The 26,507-nt window shown below is 65.8% G+C and carries 26 protein-coding genes; 3 read left to right on the top strand and 23 right to left on the bottom strand.

All coding sequences use genetic code 11. The annotated features are described in order from the left end of the window. The first annotated feature begins 20 nt into the window (after positions 1-20). A complete protein-coding gene (glgX, locus tag U5775_RS00650; protein ID WP_322056188.1) occupies positions 21-2,204 on the top strand; it encodes a glycogen debranching protein GlgX in 2,184 nt (727 codons plus the stop codon). A gap of 15 nt (positions 2,205-2,219) precedes the next feature. Here the strand turns inward: glgX and U5775_RS00645 are convergent, their stop codons facing one another. The 7 genes from U5775_RS00645 to U5775_RS00615 all read right to left on the bottom strand — a co-directional run bounded on the left by U5775_RS00645 (position 2,220) and on the right by U5775_RS00615 (position 10,985). Further along, positions 2,220-2,603 carry a nucleotide pyrophosphohydrolase gene (locus tag U5775_RS00645; protein WP_322056187.1) on the bottom strand — a complete coding sequence of 128 codons (384 nt, stop codon included), beginning with the start codon at positions 2,601-2,603 and terminating at the stop codon, positions 2,220-2,222. Between the two features lie 134 nt (positions 2,604-2,737). Further along, positions 2,738-4,603: a PAS domain S-box protein gene (locus U5775_RS00640; protein ID WP_322056186.1), complete on the bottom strand. Its 1,866-nt coding sequence runs from the start codon at positions 4,601-4,603 to the stop codon at positions 2,738-2,740. Positions 4,604-5,392: 789 nt separating this feature from the next. Continuing rightward, complete coding sequence (maiA, locus tag U5775_RS00635; protein ID WP_322056185.1) at positions 5,393-6,037, bottom strand: maleylacetoacetate isomerase; 645 nt, start codon at positions 6,035-6,037, stop codon at positions 5,393-5,395. Positions 6,038-6,051: 14 nt separating this feature from the next. Further along, on the bottom strand, positions 6,052-6,750 hold the full coding sequence (locus tag U5775_RS00630) for a fumarylacetoacetate hydrolase family protein (protein WP_322056184.1): 699 nt from the start codon (positions 6,748-6,750) through the stop codon (positions 6,052-6,054). Between the two features lie 98 nt (positions 6,751-6,848). After that, positions 6,849-7,895 (bottom strand): gentisate 1,2-dioxygenase, encoded by a 1,047-nt coding sequence (gene gtdA, locus U5775_RS00625; protein ID WP_322056183.1) that lies wholly within the window; start codon positions 7,893-7,895, stop codon positions 6,849-6,851. 128 nt (positions 7,896-8,023) lie between these two features. Then, a complete protein-coding gene (locus U5775_RS00620) occupies positions 8,024-9,280 on the bottom strand; it encodes a flavin-dependent oxidoreductase (RefSeq protein WP_322056182.1) in 1,257 nt (418 codons plus the stop codon). A 151-nt stretch (positions 9,281-9,431) separates the two neighbouring features. Next, entirely contained in the window at positions 9,432-10,985 is a 1,554-nt protein-coding gene (locus tag U5775_RS00615) for an ABC transporter substrate-binding protein (protein WP_322056181.1), read from the bottom strand. A gap of 371 nt (positions 10,986-11,356) precedes the next feature. Between U5775_RS00615 and U5775_RS00610 the strand changes: the two genes are divergently transcribed. Next, positions 11,357-12,442 (top strand): porin, encoded by a 1,086-nt coding sequence (locus tag U5775_RS00610; RefSeq protein ID WP_322056180.1) that lies wholly within the window; start codon positions 11,357-11,359, stop codon positions 12,440-12,442. A 33-nt stretch (positions 12,443-12,475) separates the two neighbouring features. Here U5775_RS00610 and U5775_RS00605 read toward each other — a convergent pair whose 3' ends face one another. Both U5775_RS00605 and U5775_RS00600 read right to left on the bottom strand, forming a co-directional pair. Further along, the gene (locus U5775_RS00605; protein ID WP_322056179.1) at positions 12,476-13,057 is read right to left on the bottom strand and encodes a VC0807 family protein; all 582 of its coding nucleotides are present in this window, start codon (positions 13,055-13,057) and stop codon (positions 12,476-12,478) included. Positions 13,058-13,138: 81 nt separating this feature from the next. Further along, entirely contained in the window at positions 13,139-13,624 is a 486-nt protein-coding gene (locus U5775_RS00600; RefSeq protein WP_322056178.1) for a DinB family protein, read from the bottom strand. Between the two features lie 78 nt (positions 13,625-13,702). Here U5775_RS00600 and U5775_RS00595 point away from each other — a divergent pair, with 78 nt between their 5' ends. Beyond that, entirely contained in the window at positions 13,703-13,864 is a 162-nt protein-coding gene (locus U5775_RS00595) for a hypothetical protein (RefSeq protein ID WP_322056177.1), read from the top strand. Positions 13,865-13,908: 44 nt separating this feature from the next. Here U5775_RS00595 and U5775_RS00590 read toward each other — a convergent pair whose 3' ends face one another. The 14 genes from U5775_RS00590 to U5775_RS00525 form a co-directional block, all read right to left on the bottom strand. Further along, positions 13,909-14,244, bottom strand: coding sequence for a hypothetical protein (locus U5775_RS00590; RefSeq protein WP_322056176.1), 336 nt, complete (start codon positions 14,242-14,244; stop codon positions 13,909-13,911). 247 nt (positions 14,245-14,491) lie between these two features. Beyond that, positions 14,492-14,794 carry a hypothetical protein gene (locus tag U5775_RS00585; RefSeq protein WP_322056175.1) on the bottom strand — a complete coding sequence of 101 codons (303 nt, stop codon included), beginning with the start codon at positions 14,792-14,794 and terminating at the stop codon, positions 14,492-14,494. Between the two features lie 391 nt (positions 14,795-15,185). Next, complete coding sequence (locus U5775_RS00580; RefSeq protein ID WP_322056174.1) at positions 15,186-16,175, bottom strand: ABC transporter ATP-binding protein; 990 nt, start codon at positions 16,173-16,175, stop codon at positions 15,186-15,188. Next, positions 16,172-17,158, bottom strand: coding sequence for an ABC transporter ATP-binding protein (locus U5775_RS00575; protein WP_322056173.1), 987 nt, complete (start codon positions 17,156-17,158; stop codon positions 16,172-16,174). The genes U5775_RS00580 and U5775_RS00575 overlap by 4 nt, the downstream gene beginning before the upstream one ends. After that, the gene (locus U5775_RS00570) at positions 17,155-18,129 is read right to left on the bottom strand and encodes an ABC transporter permease (protein WP_322056172.1); all 975 of its coding nucleotides are present in this window, start codon (positions 18,127-18,129) and stop codon (positions 17,155-17,157) included. Before U5775_RS00570 ends, U5775_RS00575 begins: the two co-directional genes overlap by 4 nt. A gap of 1 nt (position 18,130) precedes the next feature. Then, positions 18,131-19,108 (bottom strand): ABC transporter permease, encoded by a 978-nt coding sequence (locus tag U5775_RS00565; RefSeq protein ID WP_322056171.1) that lies wholly within the window; start codon positions 19,106-19,108, stop codon positions 18,131-18,133. A 217-nt stretch (positions 19,109-19,325) separates the two neighbouring features. Further along, positions 19,326-20,453: a histidinol-phosphate transaminase gene (hisC, locus tag U5775_RS00560; protein WP_322056170.1), complete on the bottom strand. Its 1,128-nt coding sequence runs from the start codon at positions 20,451-20,453 to the stop codon at positions 19,326-19,328. Positions 20,454-20,539: 86 nt separating this feature from the next. Beyond that, positions 20,540-21,304 (bottom strand): HD domain-containing protein, encoded by a 765-nt coding sequence (locus tag U5775_RS00555; RefSeq protein ID WP_322056169.1) that lies wholly within the window; start codon positions 21,302-21,304, stop codon positions 20,540-20,542. A 68-nt stretch (positions 21,305-21,372) separates the two neighbouring features. After that, complete coding sequence (locus U5775_RS00550; protein ID WP_322056168.1) at positions 21,373-22,041, bottom strand: 4-carboxy-4-hydroxy-2-oxoadipate aldolase/oxaloacetate decarboxylase; 669 nt, start codon at positions 22,039-22,041, stop codon at positions 21,373-21,375. A 64-nt stretch (positions 22,042-22,105) separates the two neighbouring features. Further along, a complete protein-coding gene (locus U5775_RS00545; RefSeq protein WP_322056167.1) occupies positions 22,106-22,789 on the bottom strand; it encodes an RraA family protein in 684 nt (227 codons plus the stop codon). 8 nt (positions 22,790-22,797) lie between these two features. Then, positions 22,798-23,481, bottom strand: coding sequence for an RraA family protein (locus U5775_RS00540; RefSeq protein WP_322056166.1), 684 nt, complete (start codon positions 23,479-23,481; stop codon positions 22,798-22,800). Between the two features lie 41 nt (positions 23,482-23,522). Then, positions 23,523-24,545, bottom strand: a complete 1,023-nt coding sequence (locus tag U5775_RS00535; RefSeq protein ID WP_322056165.1) for a protocatechuate 3,4-dioxygenase — start codon at positions 24,543-24,545, stop codon at positions 23,523-23,525. A gap of 44 nt (positions 24,546-24,589) precedes the next feature. Further along, on the bottom strand, positions 24,590-25,618 hold the full coding sequence (locus tag U5775_RS00530; protein ID WP_322056164.1) for an amidohydrolase family protein: 1,029 nt from the start codon (positions 25,616-25,618) through the stop codon (positions 24,590-24,592). Beyond that, positions 25,615-26,463, bottom strand: a complete 849-nt coding sequence (locus tag U5775_RS00525; RefSeq protein WP_322056163.1) for a FadR/GntR family transcriptional regulator — start codon at positions 26,461-26,463, stop codon at positions 25,615-25,617. Before U5775_RS00525 ends, U5775_RS00530 begins: the two co-directional genes overlap by 4 nt. Positions 26,464-26,507: the final 44 nt, after the last annotated feature.

The following is a 26,507-nucleotide window of genomic DNA, read 5'->3' as shown; positions in this document are numbered from 1 at the left end:
TGCCGGGCGCGCGAGGGCTCATGAGGAAGAAGACCGCCAGCCGCATTGCCGAAGGCCAGCCGTTCCCGTTCGGCGCCACCTGGACCGGGAACGGCGTGAATTTCGCGCTGTTCTCCGCGAACGCGACCCGGGTCGAATTGTGTCTCTTCGACCCGACCACCGGCCTGCGCGAGATCGAGCGCATCGTGCTGCCCGAATTCACCGACGAGGTCTGGCACGTCTTCCTGCCCGACCTCGCGCCGGGCGCGATCTACGGCTACCGCGTGCACGGGCCCTACGAGCCGCAGGCGGGGCATCGCTTCAATCCGCACAAGCTGCTGCTCGACCCCTATGCGAAGGCGCACGTGGGCGCGCTCAAGTGGCATCCCTCGGTGTTCGGCTATACGCTAGGCAGCCCCGAGGCCGACCTCTCCTTCGACACGCGTGACAGCGCGCGCTATGTGCCGCGCTGCCGCGTGGTCGACCAGACCTTCAGCTGGCACCACCCGTTGCGCGAGCGCGTGCCGCGCGAACGCGCGATCGTCTACGAAACGCACGTGCGCGGCTACACCATCCGCCATCCCGAGGTGCCCGAGGAAGAACGCGGCACCTTCGCGGGCATGGCGCATCCGAAGGTGCTCGACTACATTCGCAGCCTGGGCGTCACCTCGGTCGAGCTGATGCCCGTGCATACCTTCCTCAACGACGCGCATCTGCTCGAGCGCGGCCTGACCAACTACTGGGGCTACAACACCATCGGCTTCTTCGCGCCCGACCCGCGCTATTCGGTGGGCGCGCAGGGCTCGATCGACGAATTCAAGAACATGGTGGACCGCTTCCATCAGGCCGGTCTCGAAGTGATTCTCGACGTGGTCTACAACCACACGGCCGAAGGCAGCGAGCTTGGCGCCACGCTCTCGTTTCGCGGCATCGACAACGCCTCGTACTACCGGCTCGTGGCCGACAACCCGCGCTATCACATCAACGACACGGGCACGGGCAACACGCTCAATCTCTCGCATCCGCGCGTGCTGCAGATGGTCACCGACAGCCTGCGCTACTGGGTGCTCGAAATGGGCGTGGACGGCTTTCGCTTCGACCTCGCGACGATCCTCGGGCGCGAGCCCTATGGCTTCGACGAAGGCGGCGGCTTTCTCGACAGCTGCCGCCAGGACCCCATACTCGCGAGCGTCAAGCTGATTGCCGAGCCGTGGGACTGCGGCCCCGGCGGCTACCAGGTGGGCGGCTTTCCGCCGGGCTGGGCCGAATGGAACGACCGCTTTCGCGACACCGTGCGCGGCTGGTGGAAGGGCGACGAGGCCAAAGCCGCCGATCTCGCCACGCGCCTGTGCGCCTCGGGCGACCGCTTCAACCGGCGCGGGCGCAAGCCGTGGTCGAGCGTGAACTTCGTAACCGCGCACGACGGCTTCACGCTGCACGACCTGGTCTCGTACAACGAGCGCCACAACGAGGCCAACGGCGAGGACAACCGCGACGGCCACGCCGACAATCTCTCGTGGAACTGCGGCGCCGAAGGCCCGACCGACGACGCGCAGATCCGCGCGCTGCGCGAGCGCCAGAAGCGCAATTTTCTCGCGACGCTGCTGCTCTCGCAGGGCACGCCCATGCTGCTCGCCGGCGACGAATTCGGCCGCACGCAGCACGGCAACAACAACGCCTATTGTCAGGATAACGAAATCAGCTGGGTGGACTGGGAAGGCATCGACGACGACGGCCGCGCGCTCGCCGAGTTCGTGCGCAAGCTCACGGCGCTGCGCCACGCGCTGCCGGTGCTGCGGCGCAACCGCTTTCTGGCCGGCGAGCACAACGCCGCGCTGGACGTGACCGACGTCGAATGGCTCACGCCCGCGGGGGTGCCGCTCACCGTCGAGCAATGGGACGACGCGCAGATGCGATGCTTCGGCATGCTGATCGATGGGCGCTCGCAAACGAGCGGCATCATGCGCCTCGCTTCCGACGCGACCTTGCTCATCGTCCTCAACGCGTACCACGACGTGGTGGACTTCACGCTGCCTTCGGTGCCGGGCAACGACCAGTGGAGCTGCCTCATCGACACGAACCAGCCGGTGCGCGACGAGCTCGAGAACTTCGAGGCCGGCGACGTCTACCAGGTCACGGGCCGCTCGCTGCTGCTGTTCGCGCTCCATGCGCGCGGCGCGACGCAGCGCGTATTCGAGCGGCTCGAGCAGAATCTCACGAGCTGAGCGCGGCGCTGCCCGTCAAAGCTCGCTGTGCTTTTTCGCGTTGCCCTTCGCCTTCTCGACCGGGTAGCGCGTCTCGTTGACCCGCACCTTGTCCGCCGCCGCCTTCACGAGATCGAAGCCGGCCGTATGCGCCACGAGCAGCAGATAGATGAACACGTCGGCGCATTCCTGTTCGAGGTGCGCGCGGCCGTACGGGTCGGCCACGAGCGCCGCAATCTGGGCGTCGTCCTTCCACTGGATCGTTTCGAGCAGTTCGCCGGCCTCCACGCTCGTCGAGACGATCAGATTGCGCAGCGTATGGAACTGCTGCCAGTCCCGCGCGTCGCGGAACGCGAGGACTTGCTCCATGAGACGGTCGAGCGGCGTGGGCGCAGGCGTGGCTTGGGACGATTGGGTCATTGCGGTGCGTGCTGTGCGGGAAAGGCGGGACGTCAAGTCCGAATTGTATCGCCGTGCCGCCATCCGCCCATCCGTGTGGGCGCCGTCCGCGCCGTCCGCGCCGAACGACGCGCGGCGCGCGGCGCACGACGCATTTACCCGGCCAGCAACTCGCGCGCGGCATGGCGCGCGACGCGCCAGGTGTTGCGCCCGGCGCGCTTGGCCTCGTACATCGCGGCGTCGGCCAGACGGAGCGGATCCGGCACGCGCGCGCCACGCACCGCATCGCCCGCGCCTTGCAGCACCACCCCCACGCTCGCGCTGGCCTCCACGACCTGGCCGCCCGCCACGAACGGCCGCGCGAGCGCATGACAAATCGCCTGCGCGATGCGCTCGGCCCCGCCCGCGTCGGCCACGCCCCGGCTCACCACCACGAATTCGTCGCCGCCCAGCCGGCTCACCATGTCGCCCGCGCGCACCGTTGCGCAAAGCCGGCGCGCAACCTCGCGCAGCAGCGCGTCGCCCGTGTCGTGGCCGAAGCGGTCGTTGATGCCCTTGAAGCCGTCCAGGTCGATGAAGAACAGCGCAAAGGCGCCCGCGTGCGCCAGCGTGGCACCCAGCTCCTCCTGGAGCGCCCGCCGGTTCGCGAGCCCCGTGAGCGGGTCGATCAGCGCGTTCTCGCGCAGGCGCTGCTCGGTGCGGCGCTGCTCGGTGATGTCGTGCGACATCACGTAGAAGCCCGTCACCTTGCCTTCGCGCTCGGCCGGGATATAGGTCGTGCACCAGACGCGCTCCTCGTCGGCGCGATAGCGCACCTCGTTGCAGGTCACGCGCTCGCCCGCGAGCGTGCGCGCGAAGAGCGGCCTCAGCCGCTCGAACACCTCGGGGCGCAGCGTCTCCTGGATGCTCGCGCCGCGCAGTGCCGCCGACGGCATGCCGAACACGCGCTTGAACGCCTCGTTGTTGAACTGGTAGCGCAGGTCGCGATCGACCACGGCGATCAGCGCGGGCAAATTGTCGGTGATGGTCTGCAAGGCGTCGCGGCTGCGGCGCAGCTCGGCCGTGCGCTCGCGCACGCGCTCTTCCAGCTCCGCGTGATAGTTGCGCAGCGCCTCCTCGCTCTTCTTGCGGCTGTCGATGTCCTGCACGGCGGCGATGAAATGGAGCGGCACGCCGGCCCCGTCGCGCACGAGCGTGACGGCCAGATTAACCCAGATGGCCGTGCCGTCGGGGCGCACGTAGCGCTTTTCCATCACGTAGGTGGCCTGCTTGCCCGCGAGCAGTTCGGCGACGAGCGCGAGGTCCGCGCCGAGATCGTCGGGATGCGTGACCTCGGCGAACGTGAGCGTGCGCAGGCTGTCCTCGCCATAGCCGACGATCGCCGAGAAGGCCTGGTTGACGTCGAGAAAGCGGCCGTCGAGATCGACGAGCGCATTGCCGACGGGCGTTTCCTTGAACACCGTGGTGAAGCGCGCCTCGCTGATCGCGAGCGAGCGCCGGTCGCGCTCATGCGCCGTTTGCGAGCGGATCAGCTGCGCGCGCACTTCCAGCTCGCGCTCGACGAGCTGCGCGTAGCCGGCGAGCGCCTCGGCGTCGCGCGGCTCGAAGCTGCGCGGCACGGTGTCGATCAGGCAGAGCGTGCCCACCACCTGGCCATCGGCGAGCCGCAGCGGCGCACCGGCATAGAAGCGGATGTGCGGCGCACCCAGCACGAGCGGATTGTCGAGGAAGCGCTCGTCGTCGAGCGCGTCTTCGACCACGAGCAGGCGCTTGCTGAGCACCGCATGCGCGCAGAACGACACGCTACGCGGCGTTTCGCAGGCCGCGAGGCCGTAGCGCGCCTTGAACCACTGGCGATCTTCGTCGACGAGCGAAACCAGCACGATGGGCACCTTGAACGCCCAGGCCGCAAGGCGCGCGATGCGGTCGAACGCCGCCTCCGGCTCGGAGTCGAGTATCTCCAGGCGCTTGAGCGAGCGCAGGCGGAGGTCCTCATCGAGCGGGAGTGGAGCGGTAATCATCGGTAAATCTTGCCTGGACGGAAGCGGCGCGCCGCCGGGGTCTCGCGAAACGGTCTAGCCGGTTGATACGGTTAACGGCAGCGGCGCGGCAAACCTGAGCAGTGCGGCGCTTTCGCAACACCTTGGCCGATGCTTCGGTAACGCCTTTACACTAGTTCGGAGACCCAGGTTAATTGAAGCGGCTCGCTGATCGAACCCCGCAAAAATGGCCTCTGGACGGCTACAGCCAGGCGCGGCCCTGCCGTAAAGATGACCAGGAACCCGGTAAGCGCGACCGGGCTTTGCAGCAGGAGAAGGGACAGAACGGCGGGGTCCTGGGGGCTCGGGGCAGTGCGCGGCACCCGTTTCGCGGGCGGCGACCGGGCACTGCAGTTGCGGTGCAACATGGCAGGTGAAACACCCGATTGCAGGGCTCCCGCCATGCGGCGCCGGAGATGAACAAGAGAACTGAGCGGTTAACCTCGCTTTGCTCGCGAATTCGTCCCACCAATGGCAACCGTAGACTAGTCTTGCATTCAAACGAACGTTGGGGAACGCAATGAACGTAACAAACTGGATTGTGGTGCTCGACTGCGCCTATATGGAGTATTCGAGCTGGCGCGGCAGAAATGTCTATCGCCGCACGGTCGCGTACGACCGCGTGGTGTGGTGCTGAACGGTGTGCGCGTCACCTTCGGCTACTGACTCCCGCCATGGCGGGTTCCAGACGAATGCACGGAAATATCCATCGGGATCCTGACTATCGCCTGAACACCCTCCGCCGCCAGGCGCACGCTCAGGGCGCCACGCTTAGGGCGCCACGAAGTCCTTCTGCGCTTTCGGTTCGGCGCGTTTGAACGCGGGATGCGCGGCGGCGTGTTCATAGACGGCCATACTGCGCGAATAAGCGCCGAGATCGCAGCCCATGCGCAACGCGTTGGCGATCTGCGGCACGAGGCAGCAATCGGCGAGCGTCGGTTGATCGCCGAAACACCACGGCCCGCCGCCGTGCTTCGCGAGCAGACGCTCGACACCGCTCATTCCCTCCTCGATCCAATGGTTGTACCACGCGCTTTTCTGCTCGGGCGCGACCTGCAGCGTCGCGTCGAGATACTTGAGCACGCGAAGATTGTTGAGCGGATGAATATCGCACGCGATCAGACACGACAATTCGAGCACGCGCGCACGCTGCTCCGGTTGCGCGGGAATGAGCCGGGGCTCCGGGTGACGCGCATCGAGCCAGTCGACGATCGCCAGCGACTGGCCCAGCGCGAATCCGTCCTCGCTCACGGCGGGAACGGCCGCCGAGGGATTCACGGCGTCCACATAATCGGCCGCACGATGTTCGCCGCTGCGGATGTTCACCGGAACGTAATCGAACGGCACGCCCTTGAGCGCCAGCGCAATGCGCACGCGATACGCGGTCGAGCTGTTGAAGAAACTGTAGAGCTGCATCCCCGCGCCTCCCGTTAGACGATGCGAACGTGGAGTTCGCCGAGCTTTTCCACGCCGACGGTGAGCGCGTCGCCGGCCTTCACCGCGCCCACGCCTTCCGGGGTGCCCGTATAGATCACGTCGCCGGGCTCCAGACGGAAGAACTTCGAGAGATCGGCAACGGTTTCCGCCACCGACCAGATCAGATGCGAGACGTCGCTCTGCTGCTTCGTTTCGCCGTTCACGGTGAGCCAGAGACCGCCGCGCTCGAAGTGCCCGACCTCGCTCGCGCGATGAATGGGCCCGATCGGCGCCGAGCGGTCGAACGCCTTGCCGATCTCCCACGGCCGGCCCATTTCGCGCATTTTCATCTGCAAATCGCGGCGCGTCATGTCGAGCCCGACCGCATAGCCCCACACGTGCTCGAGCGCATCGGCCACGGCGATGTCGGCGCCGCCCTTGCCGATCACGGCCACCAGCTCCGCCTCGTAGTGGTAGTTCTGCGTTTGCGCCGGGTACGCGAGTTCGAGCGTTTCGCCCTCGTTGACGGGCACCACCGCATCCGCGGGCTTGCAGAAGAAGAACGGCGGCTCGCGATCGGGATCGAAGCCCATCTCGCGCGCATGGGCCGCGTAGTTGCGGCCGACGCAATAGACGCGGCGGACCGCGAAGTGCGCCTCGCTGCCCGCCACGGGGACGGCAACGGGGGCTTCCGGCTGAAAGACAAATTCCATGTAAAACGACTCCTGAATATGAACGGAGAGAATCGGCAGCACGCGAGCGCAAGAGGCGCCCGGTGTTCGTGCAATGGGTGCAGTGGGTGCGATGGGTGCTATTCGCGTTGTTCGCGCAGCAGATTCAGCGCCGCAAGAATGGGCCGGTCCGAATAGCTGAACAACACGCAATCGTCCTGCGCCTTCAGGCTCACGGGCTGCCACGACGGCACGACGAAAACGTCGTGCGGCGCGAACTCGAACGTTGCGTCGCCTATCCGCGCGCTCCCCTGCCCCTCGACGACGCAAAAGATCGTCGCGTCCGTCGTGCGGTACGTCTTGCCCGTGAAGCCCGCGGGCAGGTACTGCATGAACGTCGCCATAGTAGGCATCGGCCAGCCGCCGGTGACGGGGTTGACGTACCGGAGCTTCACGCCGTCCCACTCGTCGAGATCGCCATTCCGGTAGAGCGTATCGAGCGCCTCGCGGCTACGCTCATAGGGATAACTAAAGATTGGCGAGGTCGGGTTGCTCGCGACGTGGCGAACCGGCGCCATGTTGTGGCCGAAACGCGCGAAGCTGTGGCCTTCGGGGCGCGTCACCGGCTGTGTGGGCTCAGGATAGCTTTGCGCGAACCCCGCGTCGAGTGCGCCGACGATGGGAATGTCGAGTCCGTCGAGCCACACCACCGGCTCGCCGCCTTCCGCGCTCACCGGGTTGCCGTGGTCGTGCCACGTCCACGAAGGCGTGATGATGAAGTCGCCGGGCCGCATGGTGGTGCGCTCGCCGTCGACGGCCGTCCACGCGCCGCGCCCCTCCACGATGAAGCGCAGCGCCGACTGCGTATGCCGATGGCTCGGCGCGACCTCGCCCGGCAAGATCAGTTGCAGCCCCGCATAGAGCGCGGGCGTGATGCTCGATTTGCCGGGCAAGCCCGGGTTTTCGAGCACGAGCACGCGCCGCACGGCCTCCTGCGCGCTGATCAATGTGCCCGCCTCCATGACGAGATCGCGAATCTGTGCGTACTTCCAGATGGCCGCCTGCGCTTGCGGCCGTGGCGCGCTGGGCACGAGGTTGTGCAAGGACTCCCACAGCGGTGCAAGCTGTTGCGCCGCAAGCTGCCGGTAATAGGCCGCGCGCTGCTCGTTGAGCGAATTTGCCGTCATGCGTGTCTCCGTGTTTCTTGGTGCGGCGCGGGTGCGAAGCGGCGCTCGTGCGCCGCCCGCTCACTCGCGCGCCCTGTGTTTGCGTCAGCCGATGCGAATGCCCAAGCGGACGCCAAAGCGAATGCAGCTCAGCCCACCGGCTGCTTCGCCTTCATGGCGTCCGGATGAAAACCGGCCACGGTCCGATACTGGTTCGCGATCTGGCTCAATTCGTCCACGCTCACCACGTCTTCGATGCGCTCGAAGCGCTGCCCCTGGGTGCGCTCGTAGACCACCTGCAGGATCTTGTCCGGCGGCGCCTTGCGGTTCATCAGCACCACGTCGCCGGTCGCCTTCACGCGCTCGCAGTCGTAGGCCTGCAGCGCCTCCGGGCATACGCCCAGCTCGCCGCAACGGTCGGCCAGCACGCGCGCGTCGACGATCGCCTGCCCGGCGCCGTTCGAGCCGCGCGGCACCATCGGGTGCGCGGCGTCGCCAAGCAGCGTGATTCGGCCGAATGTCCAGCGTGGTAAGGGATCCTGATCAACCATCGGATATTCGAGTATGGTCTCGGTCTGCTCGATCATCGCGGCCACGTCGAGCCAGTCGAACTTCCAGTCCGCGAACGCCGGGAAGAAGTCCTCCAGCCGGCCCTGGCCGTTCCAGTCGCGCCGCGCGGGCTTCGGCGCCTCGATCTCCGCGACCCAGTTGACGAGCTGGTTGCCCGCCGCATCCACGTTGTCGCGGATCGGGTAGATCACCATCTTGCCGTGCTTGAGCCAGCCCGCGCGCACCATGCTCGCGCCGCTCAGAAACGGCGGCGCCTTGATGGTCCCGCGCCACATGTTCACGCCCGAATAGCGCGGCGCGCCTTCGTCGGGATAGAACTGCTTGCGAATGGCCGAGTGAATGCCGTCGCACGCGACGATCGCACTGCCGCGCGCGGCGTGCCGCTCGCCTACCGCATCGACGAATTCGGCCGTTGCGCCCGCATCGTCCTGGCTCGCGCCCACGCAACGCCGGTCGGTGACCACGCCGTCGGCGCCAAGGCGCTCGCGCACCGCGTCCAGCAGGATCGTCTGCAAGTCGCCGCGATGAATCGAGAACTGCGGATACGGATAGCCCGCGAAACGGCCCGCGGGCTCACGGTAAATCAGTTGCCCGTGGCGATTGAAGAACGCGGACTCGCGCGTGGTCACGGCCACGGACGCCAGCGGCTCCAGCAAGCCCAACTGCGCGAGCTCGCGGGTCGCGTGCGGCAGCAGATTGATGCCGACCCCGAGCGGCTTGATCTCGGGCACGGCCTCGAATACGCGGCAGGCAATGCCCGCCCGATGCAAGGTCAACGCGAGCGTCAGCCCGCCGATGCCCGCGCCTACGATGAGTACCTCGCTGTCCTTCGTCATCACTTTCCTCTCTTCCGGTCTGCACATTCAATTTGATACGTAATCCTGATCGATTCGCCTGTATCGGTTCTGTGCTGCTTTCCATCCGTGCCGATATCCGGACGGCGCGCGCGCCTGCTCCTGACGCGCGCCGCCCTCGTGCCTTTACCTATTACTTCGCCGGCGCGGCGTCGAAACCGTATAGCTGCGAATCGATGCGCGGCACCACGTGGATGCCCGCACGCGCGGCAAATGTCGAGACCTGCAGATGCGTCGGGATGATGCCGACCTCGTCATGCAGGACCTGCGCGGTCTGCCGGTACAGCGCTTCGCGCTTCGCGTCGTCGACCGTTGCGAGCCCCGCGTTCAGCGGCTTCCAGAAGTTCGGCGAATCGTAGGTCTGGATGTTGATCTTGCGGAACGGATTGTTGGTCGGGTTCGAGAACAGCGATTCGAGCTGCACGCCCATGTCGCCGGCGTCAGCGCCCCAGCCGATCATGAAGAAGCCCAGTTGAAGCTGATTGACGCGCGAAATGAAGGTGCCCATCGGCTGCGTCTCGACGCTTGCATGGCAGCCGATGCGCGTGAGCATCTGCGCCACCGCCTGTGCAAGCTGCGAGTCGTTGACGTAGCGGTCGTTCGGCGCAAACAGCGTCAGCGAGAAGCAGGCCGGATAACCCGCTTCGGCCAGCAGCTTCTTCGCTTCGTCGGGCTGGTACGGATCGGGCGGCAAGGCCGGGTTGTAGCCGAACATCGTGCTCGGCACGCTGTTCTGCGTCGCCACGCCAAGGCCCTTGAGCACGCGGTCCACGAGCACCTGGCGGTTGATCGCGAGCGAGAACGCGCGGCGCACGCGCACGTCCTTGAACGGATTCTTGCCGAGCGGCTTGCCGTTGTTGTCGGTGACATACGGCGCGTTGTCGGCGAGCTGGTTCATGGCCCAGAAGACCATCAGCGTGCTCGGCTTCGTGTAGACCTGCAGATCCTTGTCGGCCTTCACGCGCGCCACGTCGGCGCTCGGCACGTCGATGACCGCGTCCACGTCGCCCGAGAGGATGGCCGCCACGCGCGCCGCCGCGTTGGGCAGAATGCGCACCGTCACCTTGTCATAGGCGGGCTTGGGCCCCCAGTAGCTGTCGTTGCGCACGAGCTCGACGCGGTCGCCGCGCACGAAGCGCGCGAACTTGTATGGCCCCGTGCCTACCAGCCCCTTGCCCGTGGCGAAGGCTTCGCTCGTGACGCCCTGCGTATCCTTCTTCGAGACCATGAAGATCATCGACAGATAGTTGGGCAGCACGGCGAGCGGCCGCGCCGTCGTGAGCTTCACCGTGTACGGATCGACGGCCTCGGCCTTGACGATGTCCTTCGTGAACACGCCGAACGTGGCCGGCGAATTGGTCAGCGTTTCAGGGCGCTGCAGCGAGTACACCGCGTCTTCGGCCGTGAACGGCGTGCCGTCCTGGAACTTGACGTCGTGGCGCAGATGGATCTCCCACGTCTTGTCGTCGAGCGGCTTCCACGAGAGCGCGAGCCCCGGCTGCAGTCGCCCATCGGGCGACAGGTCGATCAGCGGCTCGAATACATTGCGCGCGACATTGCGGTTGCCAGGCAGATTGGCGAACTGCGGGTCGAGCGACGTGACGTCCGCGCTCACGCCGTATTTGAACTCCGCCGCCCCGGCCGGCTGCTGCGCGAATGCGCCCAACGCGATCACACCGGCAGCCACTGCCAGCCTCCACTCCCGCCACCTTCTTGCCATCTTTCGTCTCCTGTGTTTGCGAAACCCGCAAGGGTAACGCTTTATTGAGCGAGCTACGACCCGCTCCCGCCAGCGCTCGTATCGAGACGCTTCCCCGATCGAGTGCAAAAAATATTTCTGTATAACTATATTATCGTTATACACTTTGAGCGAAGTCAAGCAGCGTGTGCAGCATCCGTGAGATGCGCGGCACCTGCACAAGGGGCGCTGCTCACGAGCGCGCAACGCCCGCAACCGTTGTGTGGCGCGGGACCATCAACACACAAGCGCGCCACAGAAAGCGCAGCAACTCGAGGCCGGACTGGCCCACACTATCCACAGAAGGAAGGAGACAATCGATGAAAAAGTACCTCGCGGCCCCATTCACGGTGGCGGCAGCCGCGGCGCTCTGCACCTTTGCCCCGGTCGCGCACGCGCAGAGCAGCGTGACGATCTACGGCATACTCGACGCGGGCATCAGCTACGTGAACAACACCGGCGGGGGCGCGTCGTGGCGCATGGACACCGGCGTGCAGCAGGGCAACCGGCTGGGCTTCATGGGCACCGAGGATCTGGGCGGCGGCATGAAGGCGCTCTTCAAGCTCGAAAACGGCTACGACCTGAACACCGGCAATCTCGGCCAGGGCGGCATCTTCGGGCGGCAGGCCTACGTGGGGCTTTCAAACAATATCGGCACGCTGACGATGGGCCATCAGTACGACTTCATGGGCGACGTGATCGGCAACTACTCGATCGCCTATGTCGCGGGCGTCTACGCGTTCCATCCGGGCGACTATGACCGCGTCTCGGGCGACCGGCTCGACAACACCATCAAGTTCGTGAGCAACAATTTCGGCGGTTTCACGGCCGGTGCGATGTATGGCTTCGGCAACCAGGCCGGCGACTTCCATCAGAAGAGCTCGATGAGCTTCGGCCTGACCTACGATCACGGGCCGCTGAGCCTCGGCGCCGCGTATACGGACGTCAACAACTTCCAGATCAACCCGGCCAGCGACCTGGGCGTGAGCTCGATCTTCGGGCAGCCCGTATCGGGCTCGTTCGTGGCGGACAGCCTGAAATCATGGGGTCTCGGCGGCAGCTACTCGTTCGGCAAGTTTGGCGTGATGGCGAACTACACGGGCACACGCATCTCGTACCAGGGTAGCGGCGCGACGCTCAGCACGCTCGAAGGCAGCCTGCTCTATCACTTCACGCCGGCGCTGGTGGCGGGCGCGGGTTATACGTGGACCAAGCTCGAAGATTCACACTGGGGCCAGGTGTCGGCCGGTGTCGATTATTTCCTGTCCAAGCGCACCGACGTGTATGTCGAAGCGAACTACGAGCAGGCGAGCGGCGACGATACGCACGCGGCAATTCTCACGCTCGCGCCGTCTAGCACGAACAAGCAGGTGGTGGCGCGCATTGGCATGAGACATAAGTTCTAAGCGGGAGGGAAGCGACGCCGGCGGAAGCCGGCGTTATGGCTGCCGCTTGATATACGCGCGCCGGTACACGATCGTCCAGACCGTGAGTCCGGCATAGGTCCCGTATCTGACCAGCATGGAAAGCCGGTCGACATCGTGACCGGCCACATAGCCGACTATATAGAGCCGGACAAGGTTCTCGCCCACGAGGCCGATTCCCCAGACAGCAGTCATGAGCCGGATCGATCTCGTGAGCGCCGGCCGGGTCCGCCACATCTCGTCGAATTCCCGTTCGCGTCCTTGACGCTCGCGCGCCAGCGTCGATCGCGCAAGATAGAACACCAGCGGGCGATTCACCATCAGCGACAAAAGAAAAAGCACGCCAATGAAGCCGCTGACCAAGGGTTCACGCGCTTCGCGCAACCCTCGACCGGCTGGAGAAACGAGCAGCAACAGCGACATCGCGAGGCCCGCCAGCACGATGGCGCTCAGCGCATCGAAGTGCCGGAAACGCGCGAAATCGAAAATTATCCACGCCAGCAACGGGACGCTCGATGCGATCAACGCGTCCAGCAACCCCCAATGGGCGAACGCCATCCGGTACACCAGCGCGGGCAAGGCCACGTTGATGAGCAACGCGACAACGTACCGGACGGAAGGAATCATCGTGAGCGCAGGGGGTTGAGACGCGATGCGGATCGCGCGGTCTGGTCAACATTATGCCGCCGCTTCGAGAAAGTCCGTGATCGAATCGCGGCTCGGCGTGATGCCTCTCAGTTGAAGCACGGCGCCGGCATTGCCCCGATGATAAGTGCCATGCAGGCAGACATGCAGAACGATCTCGCCCCTCAGCATGCGTGCCTTCTTTCCGCTTGTAAAGGCGAAATCGATGGGCTGCTTCAACGCCTCCTCGGTCAAGCTCGCCACATAAGCGGCGTACCAGTCGTCGACTTCCTCGATACCGGCTGCCAGCGCCTTGAAATCCGGCAGCGTTTCCGAGCGCGGCGCCTGGAATGTGTGTGGCAGTCCTTTCAAATGGTGCTGAAAGATGCGATCGACCACGTGGATATGGTCGAGGATGCGCAGCATGATCGCGGTATCCTCGGGGGACAGTTGATCGAAATGCTCGGCGATCACGTCGCAGAGACCGCGATCGGCCCATCGTTTGATGGCCATTAATTGCGAGTAAGGCTGATTGATCATAAAACCTCTCCTTCGACCGTCCAGGTGGCGATTCGCGTTTGACTACAAGGGTGTCTACAGCGATGCTTGAGTCGTCAGATGGATAATACGAGCGAGCGCTCGTATTTATCTACTCGCATTCCGGAGCCCGAAAAAATGGCCCGTGAATCGCTCACGAGCCGCCGAAAATATGTCTCTCTGGTCGAATTACGCGCGATGGGCGACGCGCTGGTCGAGGCAACCGCTCGCATTCCGGATTGAGCGCAAGGTGAACAAGCGCGCCTCCTTGTCTTGCTCAGCCGAAGTTATTGTCCAACCGGCGACTTGGTCGTCGGCGTCGCCAGCGTATTGTTGCTCTTGGGCGCACTGGTACCTGAGGTCGAGTTGTTCATGTTGTTTTGCTCGCTCGAATTCGGCAAGCCGGTACGCATGCCGCTGTCCGAATTATTGGAACCAGGCATGCCGTAGCCGCTCGTCGAGTCGTTGGTCTGGTTCGTGGCCGGGCTGGCCGTGCTGCCATGGCTCGAACCGCTCGAACCACCGGCACCGCCGCCCCCATCTCCACCCGCCTGTGCATAGGCACCGCCCGAAAGCGCGAGTGCGGCGACGGCTGCGATTAAGGTGCTGATTGCCTTGCTCATGATCCGTTCCTCCGTGGCTGGACTGGAATATCGATGCCCGCGATAGCCGCGTGCTCAATCATGAATCGCGCAATTAGCATGCCGTATGCACTTGTCTGCCACGGAGTTGCGTGCGTCGCAACGAAAAGGGCCGCTGCCCATGAGGGCAGCGGCCCAATGAAAACCGCGATAAAAGCGGCGCCTTACGCAACTACAGCGCTTATTCGGCTTGCGCTCATCCGCGTCCGGTAGTCGTCCTTAATTGCGCTTATTGGCCGCCGGCCGGCGATTTCGTGGACGGGGTCGCGAGCGTGTTGTTGACCCCGTAAGCGCCCGCGCCAGGCGTCGCGCTATTGTTCATGCTGCCCCCCTGCATATTCATGTTCGTCGAGCCGGCGCCCATGCCACTGTCCGAGCTGGTGGTGGCAGGCATGCCGTAGCCGCTCGTTGTTGCAGGAGCGGCGGCCGGCGACCTGGTGGTCGGGGTCGCGAGCGTGTTGTTCTGTGCGTAAACACCGCTCGAAAACGCGAGTGCGGCGAGCGCCGCGGTTAATGTGATTGCCTTGTTCATGATTCGTTCCTCAATGACTGGGCTGGAATATCGACGCAGCCGATCGCCATTTGCTCGATGGCGAATTGAGCCATCACCGTGACCGGTGATCCTGGCCGCACTGAAACGATGCGCGTCGCAGAGAACGCTTCGTTTGCGCCTGGCACATTCCGCTGTTCCGCTCAGCCGCGCCTGCCGCGAAATCGCGATTAACCGGCGGCTGCGCGAACATGAATGCTCGATACCAGGGGCAATGGAAAATATCTAACGACCCGATTTCCTGAAGCGCTCACATTAGTATAGGTCAAGCAGAAAATACGCGCGTCGGCACTCCGCATGGCAAACGATCGGCATGCTTTCCCCATCGACTGAAACTGGCAAAACTGCCAGTTTCAGTCGATCAGTCGATGAATCAATCGATTAAATGGCAGGCCGCGAGCTGGCCATCGCCCGTGCTGCGCAACTCGGGCACGCGCTCCTTGCAAAGCGCCACGGCCTTGGGGCAGCGCGGGTGAAACCGGCAGCCCGAGGGCGGATTCAGCGGCGAAGGAATCTCGCCCTCGATCGCGCAAAATGTTTTCTTGCGCTTGTCGAGCGCGGGCACTTCGGCGAGCAGCGCCTGCGTATAAGGATGCTTCGGCTCGCGATAGACCGCTTCGGTCGGCCCCGATTCGACGATCGTGCCCAGATACATCACGACGATGCGATCGGCGATATGGCGCACCACGCCCAGATCGTGGCTGATGAAGAGATAGGTGAGCCCGAGTTCCTCGCGCAGCCTGATGAACAGATTAAGCACCTGCGCCTGGATTGACACGTCGAGCGCGGCCACCGACTCGTCGCAGACGAGGAACTTCGGGTTCACCGCGAGCGCACGCGCGATGCCGATGCGCGCGCGCTGGCCGCCCGAGAACTGATGCGCAAAACGGTCCATCGTATCGGGCGAGAGCCCCACGCGCTCGAACAGCGCCGCCACGAACTCGCGCGCGTCGCGCTTGCGGATCAGGCCATGCACGTGCGCCCCTTCGGCAACGATGTCCACGGCGCGCATGCGCGGATTCAGCGATGCATAGGGATCCTGAAAGACCATCTGGATCGCGAGCTCCGTGCGATTGCGCTCGCGCCGCCCGAGCGTGGCGAGATCGACATCGCGCCATAGACGCTGGCCGCTCGTGGGCCAATAGGCGCCCGCCGCGAGCCGCCCGACCGTCGACTTGCCGCAGCCCGACTCGCCCACGAGCCCCACGACCTCGCCCGTGTCGATGCGCAGGCTCAGGTCCGTCACGGCCTGCACGCCCCTAGGCGCCTGCCTGCGAGTCAGCGTATTGACGAAGCGCCCGATCGCGTCCTGCCTGGGCGCAAACGTCTTCGTGACGTTGCGCAATTCGAGCAATGCGCTCATGCCATCTCCTCGTGTGCGTCGACAAACGGGCGGATGCAGCGGAACGTGTGCCCGGCATCGCCTGCGGTTTCGGGAATCTCGTGCGCGCATTCGGGCGCTGCGCGGCCGCAGCGCGTGCGAAATGCGCAGCCCTCGCCCGCGTTCAGCAGCGAAAGCGGCGCGCCCGGAATCTGACGCAGCATTTCGCCTTTCGGATTGCGGCTCGGGATCGAGTCCATCAGCCCGCGCGTATAGGGGTGATGCGGCGCGTCGAGCACCTGGTCCACGCTGCCCTGCTCGACGATGCGCCCGCCGTACATCACGCAGACGCGATCGACGAGCCCCGCCACCACCGAGAGATCGTGCGTAATCCAGATCAGCGCCGTGCCGCGGTTGCGGCAAAGTTGCTGGATCTCGCCCAGGATCTGCGCCTGGATCGTGACGTCGAGCGCCGTGGTGGGCTCGTCGGCGATCACCACGTCGGGCCGGTTGATGAGCGCGATCGCGATCGCCACGCGCTGGCGCATGCCGCCCGAGAACTGATGCGGATATGCGCGCAAACGCTCGTCGGGCGCCGGAATGCCCACTTGCACGAGCGCCGCGCGCGCCTCGTCGAGCGCCGCGCGCCGGCTCATCTTGCGGTGCGCGAGCACGGCCTCGACCATCTGCGTGTCGATGCGCAGCACCGGGTTGAGCGTCATCATCGGGTCCTGGAAGATCATCGCGATGCGGTTGCCGCGAATGCGCCGCCATTGCGCCTCGCTCAAGCCCCGCAGCTCCTCGCCCGCGAGCCGGATGCTGCCGCCCACGATCTTGCCCGGCGCGTCGATGAGCCCCATGATCGAGTAGCCCGTCTGCGACTTGCCCGATCCCGATTCGCCCACCACGCCCAGTATCTCGCCGCGGCCGACGCTGAAGCTCACGCCGTTCACGGCCCGCACGACGCCGCGCGGCGTCGCGAAGTGCGTGCAAAGATTGTCCACCTGCAATGCGGGCGCGTTCATTTCTTCAACCTCGGATTGAGCACGTCGCGCAGCCGGTCGGCCATGAGGTTCAGGCACAGCATCAAGACCAGCAGCGCAACGCCGGGAAACACGCTGATCCAGTACGAGCCGGACAGCAGATAGTTGTAGCCGTTGGAAATCAGGAGTCCGAGCGAAGGCTCGGTGATCGGCAGGCCAAGGCCGAGAAACGACAGCGTGGCTTCGAGCGAAATGGTGGTGGCCATCTGCACCGTGGCGACCACGAGCAGCGGCGGCACGCAGTTCGGCAGCACGTGGCGAAACAGGATGCGCGTATCGCTGAGCTTGAGGCAGCGCGCCGCCTCCACGTACTCCTTGCGCAATTCCACGAGCGCCGAGCCGCGCGCCGTGCGTGCATAGACGGCCCACTGCACGAGCACGAGCGCATAGATGATCTTGTCCACGCCCTTGCCGAACGCCGCGATGAACACGAGCGCGATCAGGATCGACGGAAACGAAAGCTGGATATCGGCAAGCCGCATGATGAACGCATCCACCGCGCGGCCATGGAACGCGCCGAACAGGCCCAGCGCCACGCCCACGATGATGGCGAGCACCGTACAGGCCACGCTCACGTAAAGGCTCGTGCGCATGCCGTAGAGGATCGCGGAGAGCATGTCGCGGCCCTGGTCGTCGGTGCCGAGCCAGTAGACGTGGTGGCTCATGGCCGCGTGAGCGAGCGGTGGCAGTTGCGAGTCGCCGATGTCGAGCTGCGCGAGATCGTAGGGATTCTGCGGCGCGACCCATGGCGCGAGCACCGCGAGAACGGCAATCGCGAGAAACAGCACGAGCCCCGCGACTGCGAGCTTGCTCTGGCTGAACTCGGCCCAGAACGCGGCGAACTGGCCGCGCGCCCGCGCGGGACGTTCCGCGCGTTCCGAACGTTCGGGGCGCGCCTGCGCGGCCGCGTCGGTGGACGGCTCCGCGATGGCCGTGCCTGTCGTGTGTGCCATGTCATTCCCCTTGTGCCGCGACTGAAATGCGCGGATCGAGCAGCGAATACAGAATGTCGACGACCAGGTTGATCAGCATGTAGATGGCCGCGACCGTCAACAGATAGGCGATCACCACGGGCCGGTCGAGCCCGTTGATCGAATCGATCAGCAGCTTGCCCATACCGGGCCACGCGAACACGGTTTCCGTCACGATCGAGAAAGCAATCAGGCCACCTAAGTTGATGCCGATGACCGTCACGAGCGGAATCATGATGTTCTTGAGGATGTGCACGCCCACGATGCGCGACGCGCTCAGCCCCTTCGCACGCGCGAATTTCACGTAGTCGGTGAGCGCTGCTTCGCGCGTGGACGAATAGGCGAGCCGGATGATGAGCGCGATGTTGAAGAGCGCGAGATTGAACGCGGGCAGGATCAGATGCTTCCAGCCGTCGAGCGTGAGAAAGCTCACCTGCACGCCGAGCAGCGAGCGCGTGGCGCCGCGACCGCCCGAGGGCAGCCAGCCGAGCAGCACCGAGCACACGAGGATCATGATCAGGCCGACCCAGAACGTCGGCAGGCTGAAGCCGATCGTCGAGGACGCGGTGATGAGCCGCGACGAAAGCTTCTCGGGGCGCAGCCCCGCATACATGCCGAGCGGAATGCCGATCACGATGGCCATCAGCATCGCGATCACGCTCAGTTCGAGCGTGGCCGGCATGCGCGCAAGGATCATCTGCGCGACGGGCGCGCCGGTCAGGAACGACGTGCCGAAGTCGCCATGCAGCGAATGCGTGAGGAAGTGCCAGTATTGCAGCCACGCGGGCTGATCGAGACCCAGCGACGCGATGATCTGCGTGCGCATTTCCGGGGTCGCGCTGTCGGGGACCATCAGGGCGATGGGGTCGCCCACCACGTACACGCCGGCAAAGACGAGCAGCGACATGGCCCAGAGCGCGAGAACGCTCTGCAACAGCCGCCGCAAAATGAATTCAAGCATGGAATGTCTCGCTCCATCGGGGGAATGCTTCGGGCGTGCGGGCCGAACCGCACCCGCCGCAACCGTCCGGCGCCTTGCAGATCGTAAGGTGGGCTGCCAGGCGCGTCCGGTATTTTGATATAACTATAATACAGTTTAACTTATGCGACTTGTGTTTCCTGCTCCTGTATTTCCTGCTCCATCTGCGCGGCGCGCTCGCCGTGACTCACCTCGTCCCTCACGCACTCACTGCGGTCAGCTCGCGCAGCGCGGCGAAGAAGCGCTCGTTCTCCTCGGGCAGACCCACGGTAATGCGCAGCCATTCGCCGAGCCCGTAGTCGGTGATCTTGCGCACGATGATCCCGCGTCGCAGCAGCGCATCGAACAGCTCGGCCGAGTTGCCCACGCGGATCATCACGAAGTTGCCCTGGCTCTCCACGTATTCGAGGCGCAGCTCGCCGCAGACTTCGTAAAAGCGCGCCATGCCTGCGCGATTCAGGCGCCACGACTCGTCGAGGTAATCGGCATCGCCGAGCGCCGCAATCGCGGCCGCCTGGGCGAGCGAGTTCACGTTGAAGGTCTGACGCACGCGGTTCAGCAGGTCGGTCACGTGCGGCTGCGCGATCGCAAAGCCCACGCGCAGGCCCGCGAGGCCGAACGCCTTGGAGAAGGTGCGCGAGACCACCAGGTTCGGATAGCGCCGCACGAGCGCCGCGCTGTCGTAGCGCAGCGCGGGCTCCAGATACTCGTTGTACGCCTCGTCGAGCAGCACGATCACATTGGCCGGAATGCGCTCGAGAAACGCGCACAGCGCCTCTTCCGTAAAGAACGTGCCGGTGGGGTTGTTCGGATTGGCCACGTAGACCACGCGCGTCGCCGCGGTCACGGCCTGCGCCATCGCGTCGAGGTCGTGGCCATAGTCCTTCGCGGGCACGGACACGAGGCGCGCGCCCGTCGCCTTCACCGCGTTCTGCCACGCCATGAACGCGTATTGCGAGGAGACCGCGTTGCAATCGTCGTCGTCGCGAGCCGGTTGCAGAAAGGCGCGCGCGACGAGTTCGAGAATGTCGCTAGAGCCGTTGCCGAGCGTGAGCCAGTTCTTCTCGACGCCGTAACTGCTTGCGAGCGCAACCTTCAGCGCATGACCGTTCGGGTCGGGATAGCGCGCACCGCCCTGGATGATGGCGTCGATGGCCGCGCGCGCCTTGGGCGGCATGCCGAGCGGGTTTTCGTTCGACGCGAGCTTGATGATGCTCGCCTCGGGCAAGCCGTATTCGCGCGCGGTTTCTTCGATGGGCTTGCCGGCCTGATACGGTTTGAGCGAGCCAATCCAGGCAGGCGCCGTGGGGCGCAGTTCGGTAGTCATATGAGGCACCTTTGCGGGGCTGCGTATTTCGCAGCAAACAATGTGGGGTGCGCGGCACGTGCCGCGCGCAAATAGTCAGCAGAAAGTCAGAGGAACTTCGTCGGCCAGATGATCGTGCGCCAGATGTGCGCCGAAGGGCTGTTGTCGAAGCCCAGACCCTCCTTCGGCTGGCGGAAGTGACGGCCGATGATGTCGACGAAATCGTCGAGGCTCACCTTCGCGTTCGGGTCGAACGAGTACACGTCATGCAGCGTGATCGAGCGGCTCGACATGTACCACTTGTGATTGCGCGCGTACTCGTAATCGCGCTTGATGTACGGCTCGGGCTCGTAGGCGTCGCCGAAATAGCGGATATAGGCCTCGGGGTAGCCGTAGCCCACGGATTCATCGGCGAAGAAGCGCAGCGCCTGGTGATACTTGATCGCCCAGCTCACTTCTTCGTCCACGTATGGCGCGATCATCTGCGCGCCCCAGTAGCCGTGGTCGCCGCGAATGAAGCCCGCCACGCTGATGTCGTGCAGCAGGCACGCGAGCACGACCTTCTCGCTCTGCCCCGCCTTGAGCGCGTGCGTCGCGCTTTGCAGCACGTGGTTCGCGGGCCCGAAGCGATATTTGAAAAAGTCGAGCAGCGTGGGCTTTTCCGGCATCTTCGCGAGACGCGGGTCGTCGCCCATCATGAAGTGGCCGCTGCCGGGCGGCGGCGGGACGGCCTGGGTGGGGTCGCGATCGCCCGACGTATAGATCACGGACTTCACCACGCGCCGGTCGAGCTCGGCGATCATCTGGTGCTCGAGCGCATCGGCCCGCTCGGAGAGCGTGGCGCCGTGTCCCGTTTCGATTTGACTCGTCATTGCATTGACTCCTCTGACTCCTCTAATGCCTCTAATGGCTCTGTTCCGTCTTGCGCGGCAAGCGCGCCCTAGCGGTTCCAGCCGTAAATGTCGAGCGTGGCCTCGCCCTGCGAAATGCGCTCGATGATGGCCGCTTCGTGCGCCTCGCGCTCGCGCGCCGAATCGAGCGTCGCGCCCAGCGACTCCTGCGCGATCACGACGACGCCATCGGCGTCGCCCGCCACCAGATCGCCGGGCCGCACGGGAACCTCGCCGATCCGCAGCGGGTGATTGATCCAGCCGCGCGCCGCGAAGTCCTTCGTGGTGCCGCGTATGCACAGGCCGCGCGCGAACACCGGAAAGCCGATCTCGGTGAGCAGATCCGCGTCGCGCACGCAGCCGTCGATCACGAGGCCCGCGATATTGCGCCGGCGCGCCGCCGTGGACATGACCTCGCCCCAGTAGCCGGCCTCGTGGAAATCGCTCGTGTAGACCACGAGCACGTCGCCGGGCTGGGCGAGCACGAGGGCGCGGTGCAACCAGAGGTTGTCGCCGGGCGGCGAATGCACGGTGAGCGCCGGCCCGCACACGCGGAACTTCGGGTTCACCGGCTTGATCTGCGAAGGCAGCGCGCCGCGCTTGCCGTTTGCTTCGAGCAGCGTGGCGGCCGGAAACGCGCGGGCCGCATGGACCAGCGCCGCGTCGGGCCGCTCGATCGACGTGCTCACGTAGGCCGAATCGATGAAAGGGTAAGTCATGCTCTCTCCTGCTGGATAGTCGGGCAATTGCCTGGCGAGGGGGTGCTCTGCCGGGTGCTACGCATCAGGCCCCCACTTTGGTCTGCAGCGCGTGATAGCGATGCGCCTCGCGCGCCTCGTCAAGCCGCATGCCCGCGCGCGCGGCCGCGCGAATCGCGTTCTCCGCGGCCTCGATTTCCTCGGCGGCCGCGAGCACGCGCTCTTCGTGCGCGCGCGGAATCACGATCACGCCGTCGGCGTCGCCCACGAGCAGATCGCCGGGCAGCACGCGCGCCTGGCCGATATTGACCGGCACCTGCATGCTCTCGACCTGCACGCGGTCCTTGCCCGTGCGCATCCAGTGGTTCTTGCTGAAGACCGGATAGCCGAGCGAGAGACACAGGCTCACGTCGCGGCAAATGCCGTCGATGACAGTGCCCGCGATCTTGCGGCGATGCGCGATCTCGGTGAGGATGTCGCCCCAGACCGTGCAGTCCTCGCGGCCCGCGTTGTCGAGCACCAGCACGCTGCCTTCGGGCACGTCGTCGATATAGTCGCCCACGGTGCCGGGCGGCGTGGTCGGCGGCCCGTAGAGAATGGTCCAGGCGCGGCCGCAGAGCCGGAAGCCGGGGTCGCGCGGCTTGATGCCCGCGCACTGCCCGACGATGCCGAGCCGGTCGAGCGCGTCGCTCAAGGTGGCGGTGTCGAGGCGGCTCGCGCGCGCGCGATTTTTGTCGCTCTGGTCGTGAATCTCGTTGATGTCGTTCATTTCAGCCCTCATCGCTGCAGCATGTTTTCGTAGTCGGCGCCCATCACCTCGGTGATCGGCAGGCCGCCCAGCAGGCGCCTGGCCATCGCGGCCTCGCGCGCGGCAATCTGCTCGGCGGCCGCCAGCACGCGTTCGATCTCGCGTGCCGCGATGAACACCACCGCGCTGTTATCGGCGATCACGTAGTCGCCGGGTTGCACGCTCACGTCGCCCACCGTGACCGGCACGTTGGTGCCCGCTTCGGCCACGCGCTGACGCGCCGTGAACGCCGTGAGCGCACGCGCGAACACCGGGAAGTCGAACTGGCGCGCTTCGTCGATATCGCGCACCGGGCCTTCGGCGATCACGCCTTCGATGCCGCGCACCGCGGCGCCCAGCGAGAGAATGCCGCCCCAGCTGCCCGCGTCGATACCGCTGCGCTGCTCGACCACGATCACGTCGCCGGGACCGGCCAGCTCCACCGCGGTCGTGCCGAGGTGGCGCGGCGCGCCATGCTGCGCGGCCTGTGCCGTCGACACCTCGTGCGCGGCCACGAGCTTCACGGTCACCGCGCGGCCCGCGATGCGCCGCGTCGTGGCGCGTTGCGCGAGGCCCGTGACCGTGCCCGCGAGTCCGAGCTTGTCGAGCGCGTCCGATACCGCGCAGCAATCGAGGCGCGCGAGACGTACTACGTAATCCTTACTTTCCTGCATTGTCATGTTCTCCTCATGTTTTCCGTCGCGTGGGCCCGGCGTTAGCGCTTGCGCGGCGCTTCCCAGCTCGCGAATGCCATGCCCGATCCGGTCCCCGCCTCCGAGCGGTAGCAGGCCACGTAGTCAACGAGCGTCATCTCAAGGCCCGCTTCCTGCGCGAGACCCGCGAGCGGCAGCCAGCTCTTGATCTCGGCTGTATTGCCGTTGAACCAGGACTCGGGGATCTCGCGCAGCGTGGTTTCGTCGCCCATGGCCAGCGCCTGCAACACCTGGCGGTCGAACGGCTCGTCCACCACGAAGTGGCTCATGCCGCCCGATGCGACCACGGCCACGCGCAAGCCCTCGGGCAACGCGCGGATCGCCGTGGCGAGCGCGCGCCCGAATGCGAGGCAGCGGGCGACGCGGGGCTGGTTGGGCGCCACGCCCACGTTGAGGAACACGGGAATCGACGGCGGCGGCGCGTCGCGCATCACGCGGCGGTAGACGAAGCCGAACGCGTGCGGGATGCCGTGCTGACGATCGTCGCCGCCGGGCAGTCGCGCGGAGACGGCAACGTCGAAGCTCTCGTCCACGAGCGTTTGCACGAGCTGGAGCGCGGCCTCCGGCGCGCCGGCGTAGGTCGCGCCCTCGGGCGGGCAATGCCCGTCCTCGGCCTCAGCCACGCCCGGCGGCAGGCGTTGCCGCTGCGCCTCGCCCAGCGGCACGTTCTCGATCTGCGCGCCCGTGAAAAGGGTGATGGCGGGCGTGAGGTCCTCCTTGAAGACCTCGCGCTGGTCGTTGCCGAGCACCACCACCAGATCGGGCCGCAGCGCCGCGAAGCGCTCCGCCAGCGCATCCAGCGCCCGCTGGCAAGCCGCGTACTGCGCCTGCTGCGCCTCGGGTTCAACGTCCGCCGCGAAGCCCGGCGCGCGCGCATCGAGCAACTGGCCGTAATCGTAGGCGCGGCCGCGATACCAGTGCGCGGGATTCTTGCGGTCGGCCCCGGCCCGCAGATGCCAGAGCGCGGGCGGCATCGAAAGCAGCGGGCCATGTGAAGTCGCGATCGCGCCGATCAGCGTTGCCATGCGTGCCCCTCGTGAAGAGATCCGTAGTGAACGTTCATGGCGTTTCAGCGGCTGGCCGCCGGCTCGCCGAGCCGGAACACCTTGCGCGCGTTGCCCTCGAAGATCTGCCGCTTCTCGGACTCGGTCAGCCATTCGAAGCCTTCGATCAGCGGACGCGTGTCGTCGAGCCAGCGGCCCGTCTGCGGGTCCTGCACGGTGCCCACGCCGGGACGCTCGGCGCCGAAGATGCAGCGGTCGGCGCCCACGGTCTTGATGAGCAGGCGCAGCGCCTCTTCCGAATAGAGCACGGTGTCGTAGTAAAGGCGGCGCAAGCTGTCGAGGAACGGCTCGCTCGCGCGCCCCGGGCGCAGCGAGGGCGCCTGGAAGCGGCCGAACTGGTAGGGCACCGCGCCGCCGCCGTGCGAAACGACGATCTTCAGCGTGGGGAAATCCTTGAACACGCGCGAGCGCGCGAGCGCCATCACCGCAATGGTTTCCTCATTGATGAAGTGCAGCGAGTAGTTGTGGCGCTCCGAGCGGCAGCCCGCCGAATGCAGGTAGGCGGGTATGTCGAGCTCCACGAGTTTTTCGTAGAGCGGATACCAGTATTCGCTGCCGAGATCGGGCACCTCGTTGGTCGCGAGCCCTTCGCTCGGGTCGCTGTTGAGCAGCATGCCGACCATGCCCAGCTCCTTCACGCAGCGTTCGAGCTCGGGCAGGCAGCGCGTGAGCGGCTCGCCCCACGCCTGCGGCAGGCCTCCGATGCCACGGAACGTCTGCGGCATCAGACGCGCCTGCTGCGCGATCATGTCGTTGGTTTCCTCGGTGAACCAGTGCACGATCTTCGCGGGCCGCTCGCTATGCATCATCTGGTACGGACGCGGCGAAATGAGCTGCAGGTCGGTGCCGATCTCGCGCAACTGCTCGACGTGCGAGAGCGTGCCGAACGTGGGCGCGTTGAGCACGGCGAGCATTTCGTCGTCGCTGACCTGGGCGCCGCCGCGGCCGTGCGCGCCGCGATGGGAAACGAGCCCGGCCTTCCAGACGTAGAGGGAATCGGGCGCGGTAACGTGCGCGTGGGCGTCGATGATCATGGTGTCTCCGTAGTGTGAGTAAATTCGGACCGCCGCCGTCCCCCAAGGGGACTGCCTTCGGGGCGCGTGACGTCGGCGCGAGAGCGGTGCAAGGCCGGCTCCGCGAGCCAGGCCGGAATGAAGCTCGCGCGCACGATGCGGATGCGCTCCTGCATCAGGCGGCGCGCCAGCGCGGCGTCGCCGCGACAGATGGCGTCGAAGAGCCGCGTGTGCGAAGCGACCACGCGCGCGGCCGTATCGGCGCTCGTATAGATCGCGAGCAGCGGCGTGAGCACGAAGCGCAACGCCTTGAATTGCGCGAGCAGCACGCGATTGCCCGAGGCCTCCACGAGCGCCTCGTGAAAATGCAGCGAAGCATCCGTGAAGCCCGTGAGCGCGCCGCGCGCGTCCTTCACGACTTGCAACGCGGCGGTGAGCGCGGCGCGATGCTCGGGCAGCAGGCGCTGGGCCGCTTTTTCCACGGCGAGCACTTCGATCGCCATCTGCGCGTCGAACACTTCCAGCGCGCTCGCGCCGATCAGGCTCAACTGGATCGAGAGCGCATCGGCGAAGCGCTCCGGATTCGCGCTGGCGATCCACGCGCCGCCCTTCGCGCCCATGCGGATCTCGACGATGCCGACCGCTTCGAGCGTGCGCAACGCGTCGCGCGCCGCCGTGCGGCTCACCTGGAACTGCTGGGCGAGCGACGCCTCGCTGCCGAGAAAATCGCCGGCCCGCACCTGATTCGAGAACAGCGCCGCACGCACCTGCGCCGCAATGCGCCACGAGAGTTTTTCCGTCTGCACGGACTCCCAGAGCGCCGGCGCGAGCCGGGCGTGTTCGCCAGATGCCTTGTCGTTGTTCATCAGGTATCCGAAATAATTTGCATGGTTCGCGTGCCGCCCGATGC

The sequence above is a fragment of the Paraburkholderia sp. J63 genome (assembly GCF_905220245.1).
Lineage (GTDB): Bacteria > Pseudomonadota > Gammaproteobacteria > Burkholderiales > Burkholderiaceae > Paraburkholderia.
The sequence above is the reverse complement of the archived record's forward strand: the minus strand, read 5'-3'. Positions and strand labels throughout refer to the sequence as shown.

Bases quoted from the DNA above. Each gene is read 5' to 3' on its own strand.
- hisC (WP_322056170.1), bottom strand. From the start codon at position 20,453: ATGACTACCGAACTGCGCCCCACGGCGCCTGCCTGGATTGGCTCGCTC.
- U5775_RS00555 (WP_322056169.1), bottom strand. From the start codon at position 21,304: ATGACGAGTCAAATCGAAACGGGACACGGCGCCACGCTCTCCGAGCGG.
- U5775_RS00550 (WP_322056168.1), bottom strand. From the start codon at position 22,041: ATGACTTACCCTTTCATCGATTCGGCCTACGTGAGCACGTCGATCGAG.
- U5775_RS00580 (WP_322056174.1), bottom strand. From the start codon at position 16,175: ATGAGCGCATTGCTCGAATTGCGCAACGTCACGAAGACGTTTGCGCCC.
- U5775_RS00530 (WP_322056164.1), bottom strand. From the start codon at position 25,618: ATGATCATCGACGCCCACGCGCACGTTACCGCGCCCGATTCCCTCTAC.
- U5775_RS00565 (WP_322056171.1), bottom strand. From the start codon at position 19,108: ATGCTTGAATTCATTTTGCGGCGGCTGTTGCAGAGCGTTCTCGCGCTC.
- U5775_RS00545 (WP_322056167.1), bottom strand. From the start codon at position 22,789: ATGAACGACATCAACGAGATTCACGACCAGAGCGACAAAAATCGCGCG.
- U5775_RS00575 (WP_322056173.1), bottom strand. From the start codon at position 17,158: ATGAACGCGCCCGCATTGCAGGTGGACAATCTTTGCACGCACTTCGCG.
- U5775_RS00525 (WP_322056163.1), bottom strand. From the start codon at position 26,463: ATGAACAACGACAAGGCATCTGGCGAACACGCCCGGCTCGCGCCGGCG.
- U5775_RS00595 (WP_322056177.1), top strand. From the start codon at position 13,703: ATGGATAATACGAGCGAGCGCTCGTATTTATCTACTCGCATTCCGGAG.
- U5775_RS00570 (WP_322056172.1), bottom strand. From the start codon at position 18,129: ATGGCACACACGACAGGCACGGCCATCGCGGAGCCGTCCACCGACGCG.
- U5775_RS00645 (WP_322056187.1), bottom strand. From the start codon at position 2,603: ATGACCCAATCGTCCCAAGCCACGCCTGCGCCCACGCCGCTCGACCGT.
- gtdA (WP_322056183.1), bottom strand. From the start codon at position 7,895: ATGACGGCAAATTCGCTCAACGAGCAGCGCGCGGCCTATTACCGGCAG.
- U5775_RS00585 (WP_322056175.1), bottom strand. From the start codon at position 14,794: ATGAACAAGGCAATCACATTAACCGCGGCGCTCGCCGCACTCGCGTTT.
- U5775_RS00590 (WP_322056176.1), bottom strand. From the start codon at position 14,244: ATGAGCAAGGCAATCAGCACCTTAATCGCAGCCGTCGCCGCACTCGCG.
- maiA (WP_322056185.1), bottom strand. From the start codon at position 6,037: ATGCAGCTCTACAGTTTCTTCAACAGCTCGACCGCGTATCGCGTGCGC.
- U5775_RS00540 (WP_322056166.1), bottom strand. From the start codon at position 23,481: ATGCAGGAAAGTAAGGATTACGTAGTACGTCTCGCGCGCCTCGATTGC.
- U5775_RS00640 (WP_322056186.1), bottom strand. From the start codon at position 4,603: ATGATTACCGCTCCACTCCCGCTCGATGAGGACCTCCGCCTGCGCTCG.
- U5775_RS00620 (WP_322056182.1), bottom strand. From the start codon at position 9,280: ATGACGAAGGACAGCGAGGTACTCATCGTAGGCGCGGGCATCGGCGGG.
- U5775_RS00600 (WP_322056178.1), bottom strand. From the start codon at position 13,624: ATGATCAATCAGCCTTACTCGCAATTAATGGCCATCAAACGATGGGCC.
- U5775_RS00630 (WP_322056184.1), bottom strand. From the start codon at position 6,750: ATGGAATTTGTCTTTCAGCCGGAAGCCCCCGTTGCCGTCCCCGTGGCG.
- U5775_RS00610 (WP_322056180.1), top strand. From the start codon at position 11,357: ATGAAAAAGTACCTCGCGGCCCCATTCACGGTGGCGGCAGCCGCGGCG.
- glgX (WP_322056188.1), top strand. From the start codon at position 21: ATGAGGAAGAAGACCGCCAGCCGCATTGCCGAAGGCCAGCCGTTCCCG.
- U5775_RS00535 (WP_322056165.1), bottom strand. From the start codon at position 24,545: ATGGCAACGCTGATCGGCGCGATCGCGACTTCACATGGCCCGCTGCTT.